The sequence below is a fragment of the Pseudoalteromonas sp. SG43-3 genome, from assembly GCF_014164385.1.
GTDB lineage: Bacteria > Pseudomonadota > Gammaproteobacteria > Enterobacterales > Alteromonadaceae > Pseudoalteromonas > Pseudoalteromonas distincta.
Map to the genome: position 1 here is coordinate 141,708 of NZ_JACJFC010000003.1, position 17,038 is coordinate 158,745.

Sequence of the window (17,038 nt, forward strand, 5' to 3'; positions counted from 1 at the left end):
CATTAGCATAACATTAAGTTTTAAAAATAAAGAGTGTTTAGGTGACCTATGTTTAGTAAAAAAACATTCGAATTTCTTGCTCAGCTTGATCAAAACAATAATAGAGACTGGTTTAATGACCATAAATCACAGTATGAGGAATACGTAAGAGAGCCCGCTTTAGATTTCATTAGGCAAATGCAAGCACCACTTGCTGAGGTTTCTAGCCATTTTGTCGCATCAGATAAAAAAGTCGGCGGTAGTTTAATGAGAATCCATAAAGACGCGCGTTTTAGTAAAGATAAAACCCCATATAAAATTAATGTAGGAATTCAATTTCGCCATTTTATGGGAAAAGACGTACACGCCCCTGGTTTTTATTTTCACTTAGCAAATGACGAATGTTTTGTAGGTGCTGGTATTTGGCGACCAGAATCAAAGGCGCTTAATGCCATTAGAACCTGCATAGATGAAAACCCAAATAGCTATAAAAAAGCAATTTATGATGAGCAATTTAAATCTATATTTGAAATGTCAGGAGAGTCGCTAAAACGCCCACCAAGGGGTTTTGAAAAAGATCATCCCTTAATAGATGAGCTCAAACGAAAAGACTTTATAGCCATTAGCCCACTTACTCAAAAGCAAATATGCAGTAATAACCTAGTTGATACGGTACTAGAACGTTATAAAGTGGCCGACTCATTAATGGGTTATTTGTGTTTTGCTTTAGAGCAACCTTATTAAAATTAAACAACTTAAAAGCGGCTGAGTTGTTTTTTTACTTTTAGACCCAATTTAAAACGTAATGCATTAACGCAAAGAGAGTATTTATGAGCAACCCACTAATTGGCCTTGAAGGCTTACCACCATTTTCAAAAATAAAGCCTGAGTACGTAGTACCAGCACTAAAAGACGGTATTGAGCTTTGTCGTAAAGCCATTGATGACGTGCTAGCGAAAGGTTCGTACACGTGGGATGACTTAGTATTACCCCTTGAAGAAGCCGACGACAAATTATCGCGTATGTTCTCCCCTGTATCGCATTTAAATTCAGTAATGAATAACGACGAATTACGTGAAGCTTACGAGCAGTGCTTACCGTTAATATCTGAATATTCAACATTTGTAGGTCAGCATCAAGGTTTATACAACGCGTATAATACGCTTTATAACAGCGACGAATTTAAAACGCTGACTACAGCACAACAAAAAACAATTACTAATGCGCTTCGTGATTTTAAATTATCGGGTATTGCATTAGCGCCAAAGCAGCAAAAACGCTACGGCGAAATTAGCGCGCGTTTATCAGAACTTGCCTCAAAATTTGGCAACAACGTAATGGATGCCACACTTGCTTGGCACAAACATACTACTGATGAAAGCGACTTAGCTGGCTTGCCAGAATCTGCTTTAGCGCTTGCAGCTGACACAGCAAAAAGTAAAGAGTTAGACGGTTGGGTATTCACCCTTGATTTCCCGTCGTATTTACCAATTATGACCTATGCAGATAACCGCGAACTCCGCAGAGAAACTTACACCGCGTTTTCTACGCGCGCATCAGATCAAGGCCCTAATGCCGGTGAATTTGATAACTCAGAGATTATGAGTGAGGAGCTTGCGCTTCGCCATGAACTTGCACAGTTACTAGGATTCAACAGCTACGCTGAAAAGTCATTGGCAACTAAAATGGCCGAAACACCGGCACAAGTATTCTCGTTTTTAGAAGACCTAGCGGCTAAATCAAAACCACAAGCAGAGCAAGAAGTGGCAGAGTTAAAAGCCTATGCTGAGCAAAAACATGGTATTTCTGAATTACAGGCATGGGATTTTGGTTACTACAGCGAAAAACTTAAGCAAGAAAAGTACGCTATTTCAGATGAAGTACTACGTCCTTACTTCCCTGCAAATAAAGTATTAAGTGGCTTATTCGAAACCGTTAACCGCTTATTTGGTATTAGCGTAAAAGAAGTTACTGATTTTGATACTTACCACAAAGACGTACGTTTTTTTGAAATTGTAGATAGCAGCAATACCTTACGTGGACGTTTTTATCTCGATTTATATGCACGCGACCGTAAACGCGGTGGTGCGTGGATGGACGACTGTATGGGTCGTAAAGTACGTGCTAACGGCGAACTACAAACTCCAGTGGCTTATTTAGTGTGTAATTTTAATAAACCGGTTGGCGATAAACCTGCATTGTTTACTCATGACGAAGTGACAACCTTATTCCACGAGTTTGGTCATGGTATTCACCATATGCTTACACAAGTTGATGCAGCCCCTGTTGCGGGTATTAATGGCGTGGCGTGGGATGCGGTAGAGCTTCCTAGTCAGTTTTTAGAAAACTGGTGTTATGAAGAAGAAGCACTGAGCTTTATTTCAGGTCATTATGAAACGGGCGAGCCGTTACCTAAAGAGCTACTTGATAAGCTACTAGCGGCTAAAAACTACAACTCAGGCATGCAAATGCTGCGTCAAATTGAGTTCTCGTTATTCGACTTTAAAATCCACAATGATTATAAAGCGGGTGAAGAGTGTCAAATTCAAGCAGTACTTGATGACGTACGCAGCCGTACCTCGGTCGTTAAGCCTCCTGAGTTTAACCGTTTTCAGCATGGCTTTAGCCACATTTTTGCAGGCGGTTACAGCGCTGGTTATTACTCATATAAATGGGCTGAAGTACTCTCTGCTGATGCTTATTCTAAATTTGAAGAAGAAGGTATTTTTAACCCGCAAACCGGTCAAGCCTTCATGCAAAATATTTTAGAAAAAGGCGGCAGTGAAGAGCCAATGGAATTATTTAAAAAGTTCCGTGGTCGAGAGCCAAATGTTGACGCGTTACTACGTCACAGCGGTATTGCAGCTTAAAAATCTAATATTTAGCACAAACCAAATTAAAGCGCCTAAATGGCGCTTTTTTATTATTTGTAAATTATTATCTAATAATTTTTAGTAATTTCATCCTGTCGTACTATGCTTTTAGCACACCTATTAAAATGGATTAAGGCATGGCAAAGTTGGTATTAGCAATTGATGACGACAAATATGTTCATCATATAATTGAAGAGTCTTTAGCAGGGTTTTGTAAAATAATTCATGCAAAAGATGGCGATGAAGGATTAAGGCTAACCAATAAATATAACCCTGATATTATTTTACTCGATATTGAAATGCCAGGTATGTCAGGCTATGACGTATGTAAAACGATAAAGCAAAGTGAAAGCACTCAAGATATTCCCGTTATGTTTCTCTCATCTAAAATAGAGTTAAGCGATCGGGTAAAAGGTTATAGTGTTGGCGCATCTGATTACATTACTAAACCCTTTAACGCAGAAGAGTTAATAGCGCGTATAAAAGTGCTTTACGAATATCGACAGCAATGTGCAAAGCTAAAATTGGATATAGCTAAAGCGAATAAAACAGCGGAAATAGCGATGACAGAGTCGGGCGATATGGGCCGTATAATGCGCTACGTTGGACAAAGCTATCACGCTAATAACTTTCAATCGTTGAGTGAACACTTTTTTACCTTTTTTGCTCCTTTAAATTTAGATGTTGTGGTTGTGTTTTGGTATCAAGGAACAGGTGTTTTTTACAGCCAGCAAAGTGGTGTTTGCCCGTTAGAGCAAGAGCTGCTGGAGCAACACAGACAAGCTCAACGATTTGTTGATATTGGTAGTAGTACTATAATTAATTACCCCAAAGTATCCCTTTTAATAAAAAATATGCCAGTTGATAACGATGCTTTGTACGGGCGCTATAAAGATCTGTTCCCGCATATATTAGAAGTAACCAACGAGAAGGTTATTACCATGGAAAGAAGCGAAAGCAGTTATGAGCAGGCAGCTCAAATAAGTACAGCCCTTCAAGATATTGTTAAGCAGTTAACTACACAAAATATAGAGCAAAACAAAAGTACTAAAATATTTATAGAACAGCTACATGAACTTGACTGCGCCATTAAGCTACAACAAACACAAGCAAATCCCGCGGATCTCACTTTATATATATCCCAACTGGATCAAACGATGCAGTTATTTGTATCGGCTAATAGTGATTTAGCCTTTATCAAATATCAGCTTAAACAAGTTGCCGAAAGCCGCAATGAGCTTATATCTAATTTACGCACTAAAGCGGAAGCCGCAAAGGTCAATACTAATCATCACAGTGATATAGAGCTATTTTAGTGCTTTAAAGTAAAGCGGTTGATATACTACAGGCGTATTTTATCGTCGGAGTTTATTGTGGTTATTCAGTGTGCTTTTAAAGAGTTACGTCCTTATTTAAATGAATTAGAAACACGCTTTGGTTTAGCCCAATGGGCGCAAAATTGCAGTGGCTTTAGCTTACATTACGACGATAAAGGGTTAAGCCTATTTAAAACCGATGAGCCTAAACTAGGTGCAATTAATGTTGATTTTGTAACCGGTGCTGCTGCCCATAGGCGTAAGTTTGGCGGTGGTAAAGGGCAAGCAATTGCCAAAGCAGTTGGCTTAAATAAAGGTGCAACGCCTGTTGTACTTGATGCTACCGCTGGCCTTGGGCGAGACGGCTTTGTTCTTGCCTCGCTAGGGTGCAAAGTTATATTACATGAACGTCATCCGGTTGTTGCAGCCCTTTTATACGATGGGTTAAAGCGAGCTTATAGCGATATTGAAATTGGTGTGTGGATGAAAGAAAACATGAGCCTAATATTTGGCTCAAGCCATACTTTGCTCTCTCAGTGCGAAAGCATGCCCGATGTTGTTTATTTAGATCCCATGTTTCCGCATCGCGAAAAATCAGCATTAGTTAAAAAAGAAATGCGCGTATTTCAAGAGCTAGTTGGTGCAGACAACGACGCTGACGACCTACTTGATTTTGCCTATCCACTCGCCAGTAAGCGTGTCGTTGTAAAACGCCCCGATTACGCGCCATTCTTAAACGAAAAAACCCCAAGTATGCAGATCAAAACCAAAAAGAACCGTTTTGATGTTTATGTAAAGGCGGCAATGGTTTAAACATCAAAACAAATTGGTGGTATATCCCTAGAATTTATGTCGCTGCAACCATAGTTTGACATAATACAACCATACCTTGACATAATTAAAGTCATACTCTGACATAAAGCCCCTTATTAAAAATGATGCTAAAAATAAATTCCATTATAATCAATTCTTTAAGAATTAATTAAACCATAGTGTGACATAGTGGCTTTTTATTTGTATAGTATGTGTACTCAAATAATAAAAATTTACTTATGTATATACGCAACTTAAGAAAGCCATCTCCAAATAAAAATGTATTTAAATTTGCGAGCACTAAAGTTAGTAGTGTAGTTATGTGTGAGAGCTCATTAGAGTTTGATGCATGTTTTCATCATGAATATAACGACTTGATAGAGAGTTTTGGGAGTCAGCCTGAAGGCTTTAAATATAAGTTTATGGGTAAAAGCTTACCTTACACACCAGATGCACTGATTTCATATACAGATAAAACCCAAAAATACCACGAATATAAGCCCTATTCTAAAATTGCTTCTCCACTATTTAGAGCTGAATTTGCTGCCAAAAGAGCTGCATCATTAAAATTGGGGATTGATCTTGTTTTAGTAACTGATAGGCAAATTAGGGTAAATCCAATATTAAACAACTTAAAGTTATTACACCGCTACTCAGGTGTTTATGGTATCAGCGGCATTCAAAACGAGTTGCTCAGTTTTATTCATAAATCAGGGGTAATCAAGCTAAATGATATAAGCTCTCAGGTTGGGATACCAATTGGTGAAACACGATCTTTTTTATTTGGGCTCATGCATAAAGGGTTGGTTAAGGCTGATCTAGGGTGTGATGATTTAACTAATAATCCAACATTATGGGCTACACCATGACTGACTTTTTTAATGAATTTGATGAATCACTAGTGCCATTAAAGCCACAAACGCCCACACAATACGTCAAATTAGATGATGCCAACTTAATCCAGCGTGATTTGGATACCTTTTCAGATACCTTTAAAAACCAAGCACTACAAAGGTATAAGCTAATTAGCACTATAGATAAAAAACTTTCACGCGGCTGGACCCAACGAAATTTAGATCCTATTTTAGATGAGCTTTTTAAAGGAGGTGACGTAGTTCGGCCAAATTGGCGAACTGTTGCTCGTTGGCGCAAAAAATATATCGAAAGCAACGGTGATATAGCCTCCCTTGCTGATAAAAACCACAAAATGGGAAACAGAACTAACCGTATAAAAGGGGATGATAAATTTTTTGATAAAGCATTAGAACGATTTTTAGATGCTAAAAGACCTACTATAGCAACTGCATATCAGTACTATAAAGACCTTATTGTTATTGAAAATGAGAGTATTGTCGAAGGCAAGATTCCAATAATATCCTACAATGCGTTTAATAAAAGAATCAAAGCAATACCCCCATATGCGGTCGCGGTCGCAAGGCATGGTAAATTTAAAGCAGACCAATGGTTTGCTTACTGCGCTGCGCACGTACCCCCGACAAGAATATTAGAGCGTGTAGAGATTGATCATACACCACTTGATTTAATCCTACTTGATGATGAGTTACTTATTCCCATAGGAAGACCTTACCTAACATTACTTATTGATGTATTTAGTGGCTGTGTTCTTGGTTTTCATCTTAGTTATAAATCCCCTTCCTACGTATCTGCTGCTAAGGCTATTACTCATGCGATTAAACCAAAGTCTTTTGATGCTCTGAATATAGAACTACAAAATGATTGGCCTTGCTTTGGTAAATTTGAAAATTTAGTTGTAGATAATGGTGCTGAGTTTTGGTCTAAAAACTTAGAGCATGCTTGTCAGTCAGCAGGAATAAATATCCAATATAACCCTGTGCGCAAGCCTTGGCTAAAACCCTTTATAGAGCGTTTTTTTGGGGTGATGAATGAATATTTCTTACCTGAATTACCAGGAAAGACATTTTCAAATATTTTAGAAAAAGAAGAGTATAAACCTGAGAAAGATGCAATTATGCGCTTCTCAACTTTTGTTGAAGAATTTCACCGCTGGATCGCGGATGTGTATCATCAAGACAGTAATTCACGTGAAACTCGAATCCCAATTAAACGTTGGCAACAAGGGTTTGATGCATATCCCCCATTGACCATGAATGAAGAGGAGGAAACGCGTTTTTCAATGTTAATGCGCATCTCAGACTCAAGAACGTTAACAAGAAATGGGTTTAAATATCAAGAGTTAATGTATGACTCAACAGCTTTGGCTGATTATCGTAAACATTATCCGCAAACAAAAGAAACTGTAAAAAAACTGATTAAAGTCGATCCTGATGACATCTCAAAAATTTATGTTTATTTAGAAGAGTTAGAAAGTTATCTAGAAGTACCGTGTACAGATCCTACCGGTTATACGGATGGTTTAAGTATCTATGAGCATAAAACAATAAAAAAAATTAACAGGGAAGTCATACGGGAATCTAAAGATAGTTTGGGCTTAGCGAAAGCACGCATGGCTATTCATGAGCGAGTAAAGCAAGAGCAAGAAGTTTTCATTGAATCAAAAACTAAAGCTAAGATAACAGCTGTTAAAAAGCGAGCTCAAATAGCTGATGTAAGTAATACAGGAACGAGCACTATTAAGGTCTCTGAAGAAAGTGCAGCCCCTGTGCAAAAACATATAAGTAACGATAATTCTGACGACTGGGCTGATGACTTAGAGGCATTTGAATGAATGCCTTAACAGAGATACAGATAGAGAAGTTACGGAACTTTAGCGATTGCATCGTTATGCACCCGCAAATTAAAACAATTTTTAATGACTTTGATGAATTAAGATTAAACCGTAAATTTCAGTCAGACCAACAGTGTATGCTATTAATTGGTGATACAGGTGTTGGAAAAAGTCATACCATTAATCACTACAAAAAAAGAGTTCTAGCTACACAGAATTATAGTCGAAACACTATGCCAGTCTTAGTAAGTCGTATATCTAGGGGGAAAGGCTTAGATGCTACTTTAGTCCAAATGCTGGCAGATCTGGAGCTATTTGGAAGTAGTCAAATTAAAAAGCGAGGCTACAAAACAGACCTTACTAAAAAGCTTGTAGAGAGCTTAATTAAAGCTCAAGTAGAGCTACTCATCATTAATGAGTTTCAGGAGTTAATAGAGTTTAAAAGCGTACAAGAACGACAACAAATTGCAAATGGGTTAAAGTTTATTAGTGAAGAAGCCAAAGTGCCAATAGTACTGGTTGGTATGCCTTGGGCTGCAAAAATAGCTGAAGAACCTCAATGGGCTTCTCGCTTAGTTAGAAAAAGAAAACTTGAATACTTCAGCCTAAAAAATGACAGCAAGTACTTTCGCCAATATTTGATGGGATTAGCTAAGAAAATGCCATTTGATGTACCTCCTAAGCTTGAAAGTAAAAATACCACAATAGCGTTGTTTGCTGCATGTCGAGGTGAGAATCGAGCTCTTAAACATCTACTGTTGGAGGCTTTAAAATTAGCACTAAGTTGTAATGAGTATCTTGAAAATAAACATTTTATTACTGCTTATGACAAGTTTGATTTTTTTAATGATAAGGAAAAACTAAAATCAAAAAATCCTTTTAAACAAGACATTAAAGATATTGAAATTTATGAGGTAATCAAAAACTCATCTTATAACCCAAATGCATTAGACCCAGAAGATATGCTCACAGATCGAGTGTTTGCAATAGTAAAGTAAATCGAACCAGCCTAGCCTGATTAAAGGTGTTAAAGCGGAGATTCAAACGGATAAGTCATCAGATTAGCTTCGTGTGATTAAATCAAGCCTGACAGTTGCATATGTGCCACATCATTCAAAAAGAAAGTGGAAAAAGCAAGACGCGATTCCATAGCCTTCCTATCCTTTCTCAATTAAATTCTCGCCAATTTAATAACCGCAATAGTGGGCCTTCGATTGTGGTGTGCGCACATCAAGCGCGCATTGCTTTGTTCCAATCTATACTGTGCCCAGCCGCTTCAAGTTCACGCGCGAGAGCCTGTTTCCAGCCGCCACTACTGTCCATTGTTTCCCATACAACACCCGCGAAATCACTAGGTATTTCTAACGTACCACGTTTGAGAGCACATACTTTTTCTCGGCCCAAGCGGCCAATGAAGTAACCCAGTTCCAATAATACATTTTGACGAGCTCGAGGCTCAAGTGCCCCTCCTTTTACACGGCCCTCATCATCCGGTGTGAGAAGGACTACCGCAAACCCAACATCGCTGTTTGCAACGACTTTTTCGATAATTGTTCTCCCTTGATTAGCCTGTTCATGGAGAATAACGGCCTCCAAACCAATGCGTTCCAGAAAACGAGCCACAGTTTCCCGAGCACCATTGTCGTGCCCATGAACGATAAACACCTTTCGTGAGACTGGTTGCTTCAACACAGTTTCAATACTCCCCTTCGATTGAACATAGTTCTTGTAATCACGCGCAAAGGGAATAATGAGTTGCCCAGTGAGCGCATGGATACCAGCGATGATTTTATTTCCAGAGTAGAAGAAATGATGACTAAAGTTGATAGCGTAACGTGGGTCATTAGCCAGTTTATCTATAAGAAGCAATGTTAAACCCATCGTTTTTTTGAGGTCATCTGGCCAAGCAAGTTGGGCACTCCCGACCATGCTGCCCCCAGTTTTTTCGCTTTCAGCAATGAAAGCGTCGAAGTCAACTTCTTCCGTCAGTTCCTCATTGTAAGGTTCAAGGTCGGTATGCCGTAACAATTGCCCTAGCTTTTTCAATGGGCGTTCATAAGTCTGCAACTGCGAGTTCTGTAAGTCTAGGATTGCGTTGTTAATTTCTCCGAAAATATCTTGGGTCATCACTAATTCTCGTCAGGTTGCAATCTGGCCTCAGCGGCCTTTTGAAGAATCGTTTCTCTATAGCTTTCTTTCATTTGTTCGGTGAGCGAATCGACGATAGGGCTACTGGCATAAGGTTCAATGCGGTTATCAATAATTTGGCTAACTGATTGGATGGCAGCCTCAATACTGGCAGGATCATGAGGATCAAAGTTAACGACGCCCAACTCTCCATCTAGTTCATTCAATGCTTGCTCTGCATTTTTTAGATCTTTCTGCAGTTTATCAAGCCCAGTAATTTTAAACATGGTTCCCTCCTGTTTATGGTGTGTCAGTGCATCTTTGAGCTTTAACGCCGCGCTCTGCAGCATATTTCTGCCGACTTAACGCTCATTTAACTATTTATATAGTTTTAACAAATAACCTAAGATATTACTATCACTAAGTTTTTTTAAAACTTTAAAGTAAAGTTAAATAGAACAATATACGCCCGTCGCTTATTTTCATGAATATATGAGCAAAGAGCACTTTTATCAATCAGTTAACCATTACATTTAGCCTATCTCAATGACCGGTAATCGCTCTTTGCCGAAGTTCGACTTAATGCCATAAGCTGCCCTTCCGGTTTAACTCATTTCTGCCCCAAAATTGTTTAGCTCAGGATTCCTGACCACTTTCTCATGTCAACTCTTGACCTACATATACTAATAACAGATTATGAGCCTAGTTGAGCAATTGTGATTATACAGGCATGTTCTGCAATTTGTGAGTGGAAGGATGTAATACACATATAGAACAATATGTTACTTCTATGGCGTCTGTATTTTATGAAAATTTTATAAATACATCGCCTGCAGAAAAGGCACTGTTAGTTGCCAAATCATCGTAGTATGGAGTATTTATGAACAGGGATTGGGAATCTGTTTTTACAACTTGGTCGCAAGGGCCAAGCAAAACAGAACAGGAGCGAGCGGAGAATGCGGAGCGCCAAATTAGACAAGCAATTCATGATAGTGAAAAGTTAAGAAATCGAAATATTAAAGTTTTTACACAAGGCTCTTATCGAAATCGTGTCAATGTTAGAAAAGATAGCGATGTTGATATTGGTGTTGTTTGTTTTGATACATTTTTCCCTGTATACCCCGATGATAATGTTAAAGCCGAATTAAATAAGAGTTTTAGTGACGGCGTTTATACTTATGCATTATTCAAGAATGAGCTTGAAGAAGCTCTTGTTTCTAGGTTTGGTAGAGAAGCTGTATCAAGAGGAAGCAAATCATTCGATATCAAAGAGAATACGTATAGAGTTGAGTCAGACGTAGCTGCATTTTTCGAACATCGCAGGTATACATCCGTAACTCATTACTTATCAGGAGTTGAAATGATTCCTGATGATTACACTCCTCCTAGAGTGAGAAATTGGCCTGAACAGCATTATCAAAATGGAGTGGCAAAGAATGACGCTACATCTAGAAGATACAAGCGAGTCGTAAGAATACTCAAAACCCTTTGCAATGAAATGGCAAGTAAAAAAATAAAATCTGCTGAAGATACGCCAAGTTTTTTAGTTGAATGTTTGGTGTTTAACGCATCAAATGAATGTTTTGGCTACCAATCTTTCAAGCCAATGGTTAGAGCTGTTCTTGCTGAACTATTCAATAATACTATGAATGATCAAAAATGTAGTGAGTGGGGTGAAGTTAGTGAACTAAAATATCTATTCCGCTCTTCGCAGCCTTGGACTCGTCAAGGAGCTCATCAGTTTATAAGTGATGCATGGGATTATGTGGGGTATGAATAATGCTAACTAGACTTCATATTTCGTCATTTGTAGGTCTCACCATAATTGTCTGGCTATTGGCTCTCTGGTTTCAAGGCATGCCTGTACTAAATGCTGACTTTCTAAAACCTTTCGGCACGGTTGTTGGCGTAATTGCGATTTTTGTTACCCTTTTTAATAAGTACATGTGGTCATGGAAAATCTTTAAGGGCTGGTATGTAAAACGGCCAGATATTAGGGGCACGTGGAAAGTAGAATTGAAAAGCAGTTGGATAAACCCCGAAACAGGAGAGGAAACTCCTCCTATTTACGGTTACGCCGTCGTTAGACAAACTTTGACTTTTCTAAGCGTACGTTTAATGACTAAAGAGTCTCGATCTATTTTAGTCGCTCATAGTATTGAACAACAAGAAGATGACGATTTATTCAAGCTTGTTGGAGTTTATCGAAACGAACCCAAAATAGAGTTACAAGGGAAACGAAGTGAAATTCACCATGGGTCGTTTGCACTAGAAATTCATGGCTCACCCGTGTATGAGCTTGAAGGGTATTATTGGACTGATAGATCCACCAAGGGAGGAATGCAACTCACTGATAGAGTTAAAAAATTGTATGATAGCTATAATCAGGCTGAGCAAGAATTTGGCAACTAACAAGTCATTCAAAGGACAAAAAGTAGCTGGATTTTGCTCCTTCGTCGCTAATTTTAGCCAGCTGTTTTATTGCCTCTGATTGAGGCGTTAACTCTACTAAAAAAGTTCATCATTTGAGGTTATATGAATTATATATGTCTTGATACTTGCGTATTTCTTGATATTTCAACGAAAAAGCAAGATCTTGCTTTGGTTTCAGCTTTGGAAGAGCTAGTCGAAACCGATGTGGTGAAACTGGTTGTTACAGACTTGGTTGCTGAAGAATACGAGAGAAATAAAGAAGATGTTGCAAACAAGACTGCAAGACGATTGTCTCAAGAGTTTAAACAAGTAAAAGCTGTGGTAAGTGAGTTCGCTAGTGCAAACCAAGAGCAAACGCTCGAAGTGCTAAATGACATAAATGCACGATTGCCTTTATTAACAGATGCCAATTACAGCACAATCAACAGAGTCGAAAAACTAATCCAGTCTGCGGAGCTAATTAATATTAGTGAGCGTTCAAAAGTTGCAGCGGTTCAACGTGGCTTGGATAAAAAAGCCCCATTTCATATCAGTAAAAACTCGGTTGCAGACGCTGTTATTATCGAGCAGTTTTATGAGTTTTCGCTTGATGTTGATGCTACTGATAGCTGCTTCTTTATCACTCACAATCACAATGATTTTTCAGCCAAAGACCATAGAAAACCACATGAAGACTTCGACGATATTTTTAATCGTGAAAATGTTCATTATTTCAATAATCTTGCATCAGCTTTGAACATCATTGATGAGGATGTGTTGGCTGAGATCGAGTTTGAGTACGATTACACTGAAGAAACTCGTGGCTTACGAGAAATTCTTGATGTAATGGACGAGTTGGTGGATAAAGTTTGGTACAACAGACACCAGAATAGGATGTGGCAGATCGAACATGGTGAAATTGAAGTTGTGCCGGAGGGTACCGAACGGTACGGAAGTGCTGTCATACATGAACATATCCTAGAGGGTGCAATTAAATCTGCACAAAAAGTCGAAAGTAAGTATGAGGACACCGGTCCGTGGTCAGACTTTGAATGGGGTATGATAAATGGCAAATTATCAGCCTTACGTTGGGTTCTTGGCGACGAATGGGATATGTTAGACACCTAACCTAGCGTAGTTTTAACAAACGCCCAAGGGAGCAACCTACTTTTCCTAATCTAACAGATACACTATGGAGCACTAGTTCTAAAACGAAACTGTCCAAAAATGATTATGATCGACCCTCTGCTCTTGGCTCTAGTCGAACCTCTCCAAAGTGCCATAAGCGGTCAGTCAAGCGCGGCTCGTTTCGGCCCAAAAATTTACTTAGTACATTTATTCATTAAAAATCTGTTCACAGTAATTTGTTATAGATTTTTTCATACGAGAAATAGCTCTTTCAGGCCAGTTTATACTGAACTCAACCTTCCTCAACATGGCGCAAAATTATCTCATCGAGATATCACCTTTATGTTCAATCGTTCGCTGAAAGATAACTTTATCTCGATGGCTTTAAATCTATCGAATAGCATTGGCATTTATACGGCGAATACTAAGTAGTAATATTTCATTACTAAAAATTACCATTGCCATACTAAAGAGCTTATCCTAAAAATTATAATGGGTAACAGCAAAGTAAAAGAAGAGTGTGAAAAAGTCATTGGTAGAATGTGTGTGGCTGTTTTTGGTGAAGGCTTTTAAAGGATTTAACATTGCACACCTAGTAACGAGCGGCGGGCTTGATGTCGAAATGTTTGAAATGAAAGAGCGTCAAGAGTGTCACAAAGTTGATTTTTCACGTATTGGTCTTTTCCTCTTCTATCTTCAAACAGAAGACTTCGAAGGTGTTATTGAGCGTACTAGTGCTATTCACATATATAGATAAATACCCCCTTATCTGTGCATTTTTTGCATAAGTAATATTCAGAATGGATAGTTTTTCAAAACTTCATTTTCACTATAATTCACCTCATTCGCTTAGACGAAAAAATAACAAACTTAATGTTGAGAAAATAATGATGACAACTAAATTTAAAAACGCTGTGTTAGATGACCAAGCACTTATTACTAACCTTAAATTAATTAATCCGGCTTGGGGTGATTTAACCGCTCGTGTTGCTGGAGAGGCATTTGCAATGCCACTGATTGACCAAAAAACAAAAACATTAATTACCATCGTTATCGACCAAATGGCATTGAATGTAAATGGAGCAGGTAATCCATTTGGCGCTCATGTTGATATGGCATTAAAACAAGGTGCGACTTATGAAGAAATTGAAGAACTAATTATATTTGCTTCTGTGTATACAGGCTTTAACAAAGGCGCGGCCACAATGGGCGCACTAAACGAATTACGTCATGAACGAGGAGGTATCTAATGGCTATTCCAGGACTTAAAAAACCAGACCACATCGGCTTTACGGTTCCAAATCTTGATGAAGCGATTGCGTTTTTCAGTACACACTTTGATTTTGAACTTGCTTATGAATTCGGTCCTTTTATGTCAGATGATAATTGGTTGGCGGAGCATTTAAATGTAAATCCTCGCGCTGAGATCAAAAAAATTGCAGTGATGAGTGCTAACAGCATAAACCTAGAAATTTTTGAATATGCTGACAATATACATCGCAGTAAAACCACGCCGAATAATGCTGATATCGGCGGTCATCACATGGCATTCTATGTTGAAAATATGGACAGTGCTGTTGCTTATTTGAAAGCTCAAGGCATTGAAGTATTAGGCTCTCCGAACGTAATGACGGATGGTCCAACTGAAGGAGAGAGTTGGGTATATTTCGTGGCGCCATGGGGAATGCAACTAGAGTTGGTTTCCTACCCTAATGGTAAAGCTTATGAGCGTTCAACGTCAGTTTCACTGTTCGATCCACGATGAATATCATAGTTATATTACTGGTGGTATTGGCCGGGATGGGCCTGTCTTTTGAGGCCGGCTTACTTGGGCCATTGGGCAACCAAGTTGGGCATTTGTGGGCAACGTTAAGTATCTTTGGCGTTGGTACTGCTTTACTGTGGTTGATCAGTATTTTCACTACTAAGAATAAAAAGCAAGGTTGGCGCTCAATCCCTCGTTGGCAATTGACGGGCGGTTTGCTCGGTCCAATCTATGTAGTGGTATTGACATTGGCAACACCCACTTTAGGTGTTGCGATGACCATGATTGGTGTGCTTGCAGGGCAAGTAGGAAAGAGCTTTGCCATTGACTACTTTGGCTGGTTTGGTATCTCTAAGCAACCTATTAATCGCTTGAAAATAACAGGAATGTTGTTTGTTATTATGGCGTTGATATTTACTTACTTGGGAGCGTTTTCATGATGGGATTGATGTTACTCGCCATCATCTCTGGGATGGCGCTGAGTTCACAGGCAGCTATTAATGGTCAGCTCGGCGCTAAAGTTGGGGTGATCCACAGTTCATTGCTCACCTTTGCGGTTGGCACTGTGATAACCATGTTGCTTATCTTTTTCTTTGAACCAAGTTATGAGGCGAGCCTTCTAACTGTCCCCAAATGGCAATTAACTGGTGCGCTATTTGGCATCGCCTATATGGTCATGATGGTGTCAGCTGTACCAAAAGTGGGCGTAGCTACAGCGACGGTGGCAACGATATTTGGACAAATGGTGATGAGCTTAGTTATCGATACCCGAGGGTGGCTAGGCAATACGCCGATCGAACTTAATTATTGGCGCCTTGCGGCTATGTTATGCATCGCTTGCTCATTAATCTGTATCTACTTATCGAACAAACAACAGGAAAACCACAGTGAATCAAAAAGCTAAGACTATAATTGTCTTTTTTAATCTTAAAGACGGTGTAAAAGAATCTGAGTACCAGCAATGGGCAAAAGAGATCGACTTACCAACCGTGAATAAACTTAATAGTGTGGGTTCATTTGAAGTATTTAAAGGAATGGGGCTTTTCGGTGAACAAAAAGCATCCCCATGGGACTTTTTTGAAGTGATTAAAATTCACTGCGAAGATGCATTTTTAGCAGATATTCAAACAGACGTAATGTCGAAAGTTATCGAACAATTCCAACTGTTTACTGAAGATGCTATTTTTGTCTCAACTGTTGATATTACAGCACTATAACCAAGTAAATTATCTATGTAGGTTATCAAAATGCCGGAAAGATATTGTTATTAGAGAATGTAAATATGAACTTAAAAAATAGTAATGATAATTATGACTTAATTACTAAAACACTTCACTGGCTTACTGCCTTTTTATTTCTAGGTGCCTACATTAGCGTTTATTATAGGCATTGGTTTACAAATGTAAAAACACCGGAAAACTGGAGTGCGTTACAGCTGCATTTGTCTTTTGGTATATCTATTGGAGTTTTCGTATTATTAAGAATTATATGGCGACTGCTAAATACCCAGCCATCAGAGGAACCAGGAACACCATTGGAACATAAATTAGCTAAAATTGGGCACTATGTACTTTACGCAATTATGATAGTTACACCGATAACGGGTTACTTAGGAACAGGCGTTGCTACTGAGTTTTTCTTTCTTTTTGATATTACCCAATTTCCAGATACGTGGGTATTCACTCATTTCATTGCACAAGGGATGGAAGTTAACTTTATCGATTTTGAAAAACCGATTGATTTTATACATAAAGATGTGCTTGGACATTGGCTCGTTTGGCTATTAATTTTGGGTCATGTTTTAGCGGCTTTATACCATCATTTGGTTAAGAAAGACCGCACATTGAAGAAAATGTTGTTTAATCATTAAAATTGGAATGACGTATATCTCAACACGAGATATTGCTATTCTTTAATC

Annotated in this window: 18 protein-coding genes and 1 pseudogene; 17 read left to right on the plus strand and 2 right to left on the minus strand. The window is 38.6% G+C overall.

Translation table 11 applies throughout. From position 1 onward, the window contains the following. The first annotated feature begins 48 nt into the window (after positions 1-48). From H5157_RS03960 to H5157_RS03990, 7 genes are all read left to right on the plus strand, one after another. On the plus strand, positions 49-723 hold the full coding sequence (locus H5157_RS03960; protein ID WP_138488457.1) for a DUF2461 domain-containing protein: 675 nt from the start codon (positions 49-51) through the stop codon (positions 721-723). 86 nt (positions 724-809) lie between these two features. Then, positions 810-2,849, plus strand: coding sequence for an oligopeptidase A (gene prlC / locus H5157_RS03965; RefSeq protein WP_182724180.1), 2,040 nt, complete (start codon positions 810-812; stop codon positions 2,847-2,849). A 140-nt stretch (positions 2,850-2,989) separates the two neighbouring features. Beyond that, entirely contained in the window at positions 2,990-4,168 is a 1,179-nt protein-coding gene (locus H5157_RS03970) for a response regulator transcription factor (protein ID WP_182716452.1), read from the plus strand. A 57-nt stretch (positions 4,169-4,225) separates the two neighbouring features. After that, complete coding sequence (locus tag H5157_RS03975) at positions 4,226-4,981, plus strand: class I SAM-dependent methyltransferase (protein ID WP_182671023.1); 756 nt, start codon at positions 4,226-4,228, stop codon at positions 4,979-4,981. Positions 4,982-5,301: 320 nt separating this feature from the next. Next, positions 5,302-5,850 (plus strand): TnsA endonuclease N-terminal domain-containing protein, encoded by a 549-nt coding sequence (locus tag H5157_RS03980; RefSeq protein WP_404936459.1) that lies wholly within the window; start codon positions 5,302-5,304, stop codon positions 5,848-5,850. Beyond that, complete coding sequence (locus H5157_RS03985) at positions 5,847-7,688, plus strand: Mu transposase C-terminal domain-containing protein (protein WP_182724182.1); 1,842 nt, start codon at positions 5,847-5,849, stop codon at positions 7,686-7,688. The genes H5157_RS03980 and H5157_RS03985 overlap by 4 nt, the downstream gene beginning before the upstream one ends. Then, positions 7,685-8,686, plus strand: a complete 1,002-nt coding sequence (locus H5157_RS03990) for a TniB family NTP-binding protein (protein WP_055254569.1) — start codon at positions 7,685-7,687, stop codon at positions 8,684-8,686. Before H5157_RS03985 ends, H5157_RS03990 begins: the two co-directional genes overlap by 4 nt. A gap of 232 nt (positions 8,687-8,918) precedes the next feature. Here the strand turns inward: H5157_RS03990 and H5157_RS03995 are convergent, their stop codons facing one another. Both H5157_RS03995 and H5157_RS04000 read right to left on the minus strand, forming a co-directional pair. Next, entirely contained in the window at positions 8,919-9,815 is an 897-nt protein-coding gene (locus tag H5157_RS03995; RefSeq protein ID WP_182724183.1) for a TIR domain-containing protein, read from the minus strand. Between the two features lie 2 nt (positions 9,816-9,817). Next, the gene (locus tag H5157_RS04000; RefSeq protein WP_029772097.1) at positions 9,818-10,102 is read right to left on the minus strand and encodes a hypothetical protein; all 285 of its coding nucleotides are present in this window, start codon (positions 10,100-10,102) and stop codon (positions 9,818-9,820) included. A 593-nt stretch (positions 10,103-10,695) separates the two neighbouring features. Between H5157_RS04000 and H5157_RS04005 the strand changes: the two genes are divergently transcribed. The 10 genes and pseudogenes from H5157_RS04005 to H5157_RS04050 all read left to right on the plus strand — a co-directional run bounded on the left by H5157_RS04005 (position 10,696) and on the right by H5157_RS04050 (position 16,990). Next, complete coding sequence (locus H5157_RS04005; protein ID WP_182724184.1) at positions 10,696-11,595, plus strand: nucleotidyltransferase; 900 nt, start codon at positions 10,696-10,698, stop codon at positions 11,593-11,595. Then, on the plus strand, positions 11,595-12,227 hold the full coding sequence (locus H5157_RS04010) for a hypothetical protein (RefSeq protein WP_182724185.1): 633 nt from the start codon (positions 11,595-11,597) through the stop codon (positions 12,225-12,227). The genes H5157_RS04005 and H5157_RS04010 overlap by 1 nt, the downstream gene beginning before the upstream one ends. A gap of 123 nt (positions 12,228-12,350) precedes the next feature. Continuing rightward, positions 12,351-13,355 carry a PIN domain-containing protein gene (locus tag H5157_RS04015; RefSeq protein ID WP_036972188.1) on the plus strand — a complete coding sequence of 335 codons (1,005 nt, stop codon included), beginning with the start codon at positions 12,351-12,353 and terminating at the stop codon, positions 13,353-13,355. 441 nt (positions 13,356-13,796) lie between these two features. After that, positions 13,797-14,088, plus strand: a pseudogene (locus H5157_RS04020) (glyoxalase); the annotation flags it as partial. A 154-nt stretch (positions 14,089-14,242) separates the two neighbouring features. Next, positions 14,243-14,605 (plus strand): carboxymuconolactone decarboxylase family protein, encoded by a 363-nt coding sequence (locus tag H5157_RS04025; RefSeq protein ID WP_220496797.1) that lies wholly within the window; start codon positions 14,243-14,245, stop codon positions 14,603-14,605. Beyond that, positions 14,605-15,120 carry a VOC family protein gene (locus tag H5157_RS04030; RefSeq protein ID WP_182724186.1) on the plus strand — a complete coding sequence of 172 codons (516 nt, stop codon included), beginning with the start codon at positions 14,605-14,607 and terminating at the stop codon, positions 15,118-15,120. The genes H5157_RS04025 and H5157_RS04030 overlap by 1 nt, the downstream gene beginning before the upstream one ends. Next, positions 15,117-15,560 carry a DMT family transporter gene (locus H5157_RS04035; RefSeq protein WP_182724187.1) on the plus strand — a complete coding sequence of 148 codons (444 nt, stop codon included), beginning with the start codon at positions 15,117-15,119 and terminating at the stop codon, positions 15,558-15,560. The genes H5157_RS04030 and H5157_RS04035 overlap by 4 nt, the downstream gene beginning before the upstream one ends. Continuing rightward, a complete protein-coding gene (locus H5157_RS04040) occupies positions 15,557-16,024 on the plus strand; it encodes a DMT family transporter (RefSeq protein WP_182724188.1) in 468 nt (155 codons plus the stop codon). Before H5157_RS04035 ends, H5157_RS04040 begins: the two co-directional genes overlap by 4 nt. Beyond that, positions 16,008-16,337 carry a hypothetical protein gene (locus H5157_RS04045; RefSeq protein WP_182724189.1) on the plus strand — a complete coding sequence of 110 codons (330 nt, stop codon included), beginning with the start codon at positions 16,008-16,010 and terminating at the stop codon, positions 16,335-16,337. The genes H5157_RS04040 and H5157_RS04045 overlap by 17 nt, the downstream gene beginning before the upstream one ends. 65 nt (positions 16,338-16,402) lie before the next feature. Next, positions 16,403-16,990 (plus strand): cytochrome b, encoded by a 588-nt coding sequence (locus H5157_RS04050; RefSeq protein ID WP_182724190.1) that lies wholly within the window; start codon positions 16,403-16,405, stop codon positions 16,988-16,990. Positions 16,991-17,038: the final 48 nt, after the last annotated feature.

Excerpts from the sequence above, each read along its gene's own strand:
- H5157_RS04025 (WP_220496797.1), top strand. The coding sequence starts at position 14,243 with ATGATGACAACTAAATTTAAAAACGCTGTGTTAGATGACCAAGCACTT.
- H5157_RS03970 (WP_182716452.1), top strand. The coding sequence starts at position 2,990 with ATGGCAAAGTTGGTATTAGCAATTGATGACGACAAATATGTTCATCAT.
- H5157_RS03985 (WP_182724182.1), top strand. The coding sequence starts at position 5,847 with ATGACTGACTTTTTTAATGAATTTGATGAATCACTAGTGCCATTAAAG.
- H5157_RS04030 (WP_182724186.1), top strand. The coding sequence starts at position 14,605 with ATGGCTATTCCAGGACTTAAAAAACCAGACCACATCGGCTTTACGGTT.
- H5157_RS04050 (WP_182724190.1), top strand. The coding sequence starts at position 16,403 with ATGAACTTAAAAAATAGTAATGATAATTATGACTTAATTACTAAAACA.
- H5157_RS03960 (WP_138488457.1), top strand. The coding sequence starts at position 49 with ATGTTTAGTAAAAAAACATTCGAATTTCTTGCTCAGCTTGATCAAAAC.
- H5157_RS03980 (WP_404936459.1), top strand. The coding sequence starts at position 5,302 with ATGTGTGAGAGCTCATTAGAGTTTGATGCATGTTTTCATCATGAATAT.
- prlC (WP_182724180.1), top strand. The coding sequence starts at position 810 with ATGAGCAACCCACTAATTGGCCTTGAAGGCTTACCACCATTTTCAAAA.
- H5157_RS04015 (WP_036972188.1), top strand. The coding sequence starts at position 12,351 with ATGAATTATATATGTCTTGATACTTGCGTATTTCTTGATATTTCAACG.
- H5157_RS04010 (WP_182724185.1), top strand. The coding sequence starts at position 11,595 with ATGCTAACTAGACTTCATATTTCGTCATTTGTAGGTCTCACCATAATT.
- H5157_RS04005 (WP_182724184.1), top strand. The coding sequence starts at position 10,696 with ATGAACAGGGATTGGGAATCTGTTTTTACAACTTGGTCGCAAGGGCCA.
- H5157_RS04035 (WP_182724187.1), top strand. The coding sequence starts at position 15,117 with ATGAATATCATAGTTATATTACTGGTGGTATTGGCCGGGATGGGCCTG.
- H5157_RS03990 (WP_055254569.1), top strand. The coding sequence starts at position 7,685 with ATGAATGCCTTAACAGAGATACAGATAGAGAAGTTACGGAACTTTAGC.
- H5157_RS03995 (WP_182724183.1), bottom strand. The coding sequence starts at position 9,815 with ATGACCCAAGATATTTTCGGAGAAATTAACAACGCAATCCTAGACTTA.
- H5157_RS04000 (WP_029772097.1), bottom strand. The coding sequence starts at position 10,102 with ATGTTTAAAATTACTGGGCTTGATAAACTGCAGAAAGATCTAAAAAAT.
- H5157_RS04040 (WP_182724188.1), top strand. The coding sequence starts at position 15,557 with ATGATGGGATTGATGTTACTCGCCATCATCTCTGGGATGGCGCTGAGT.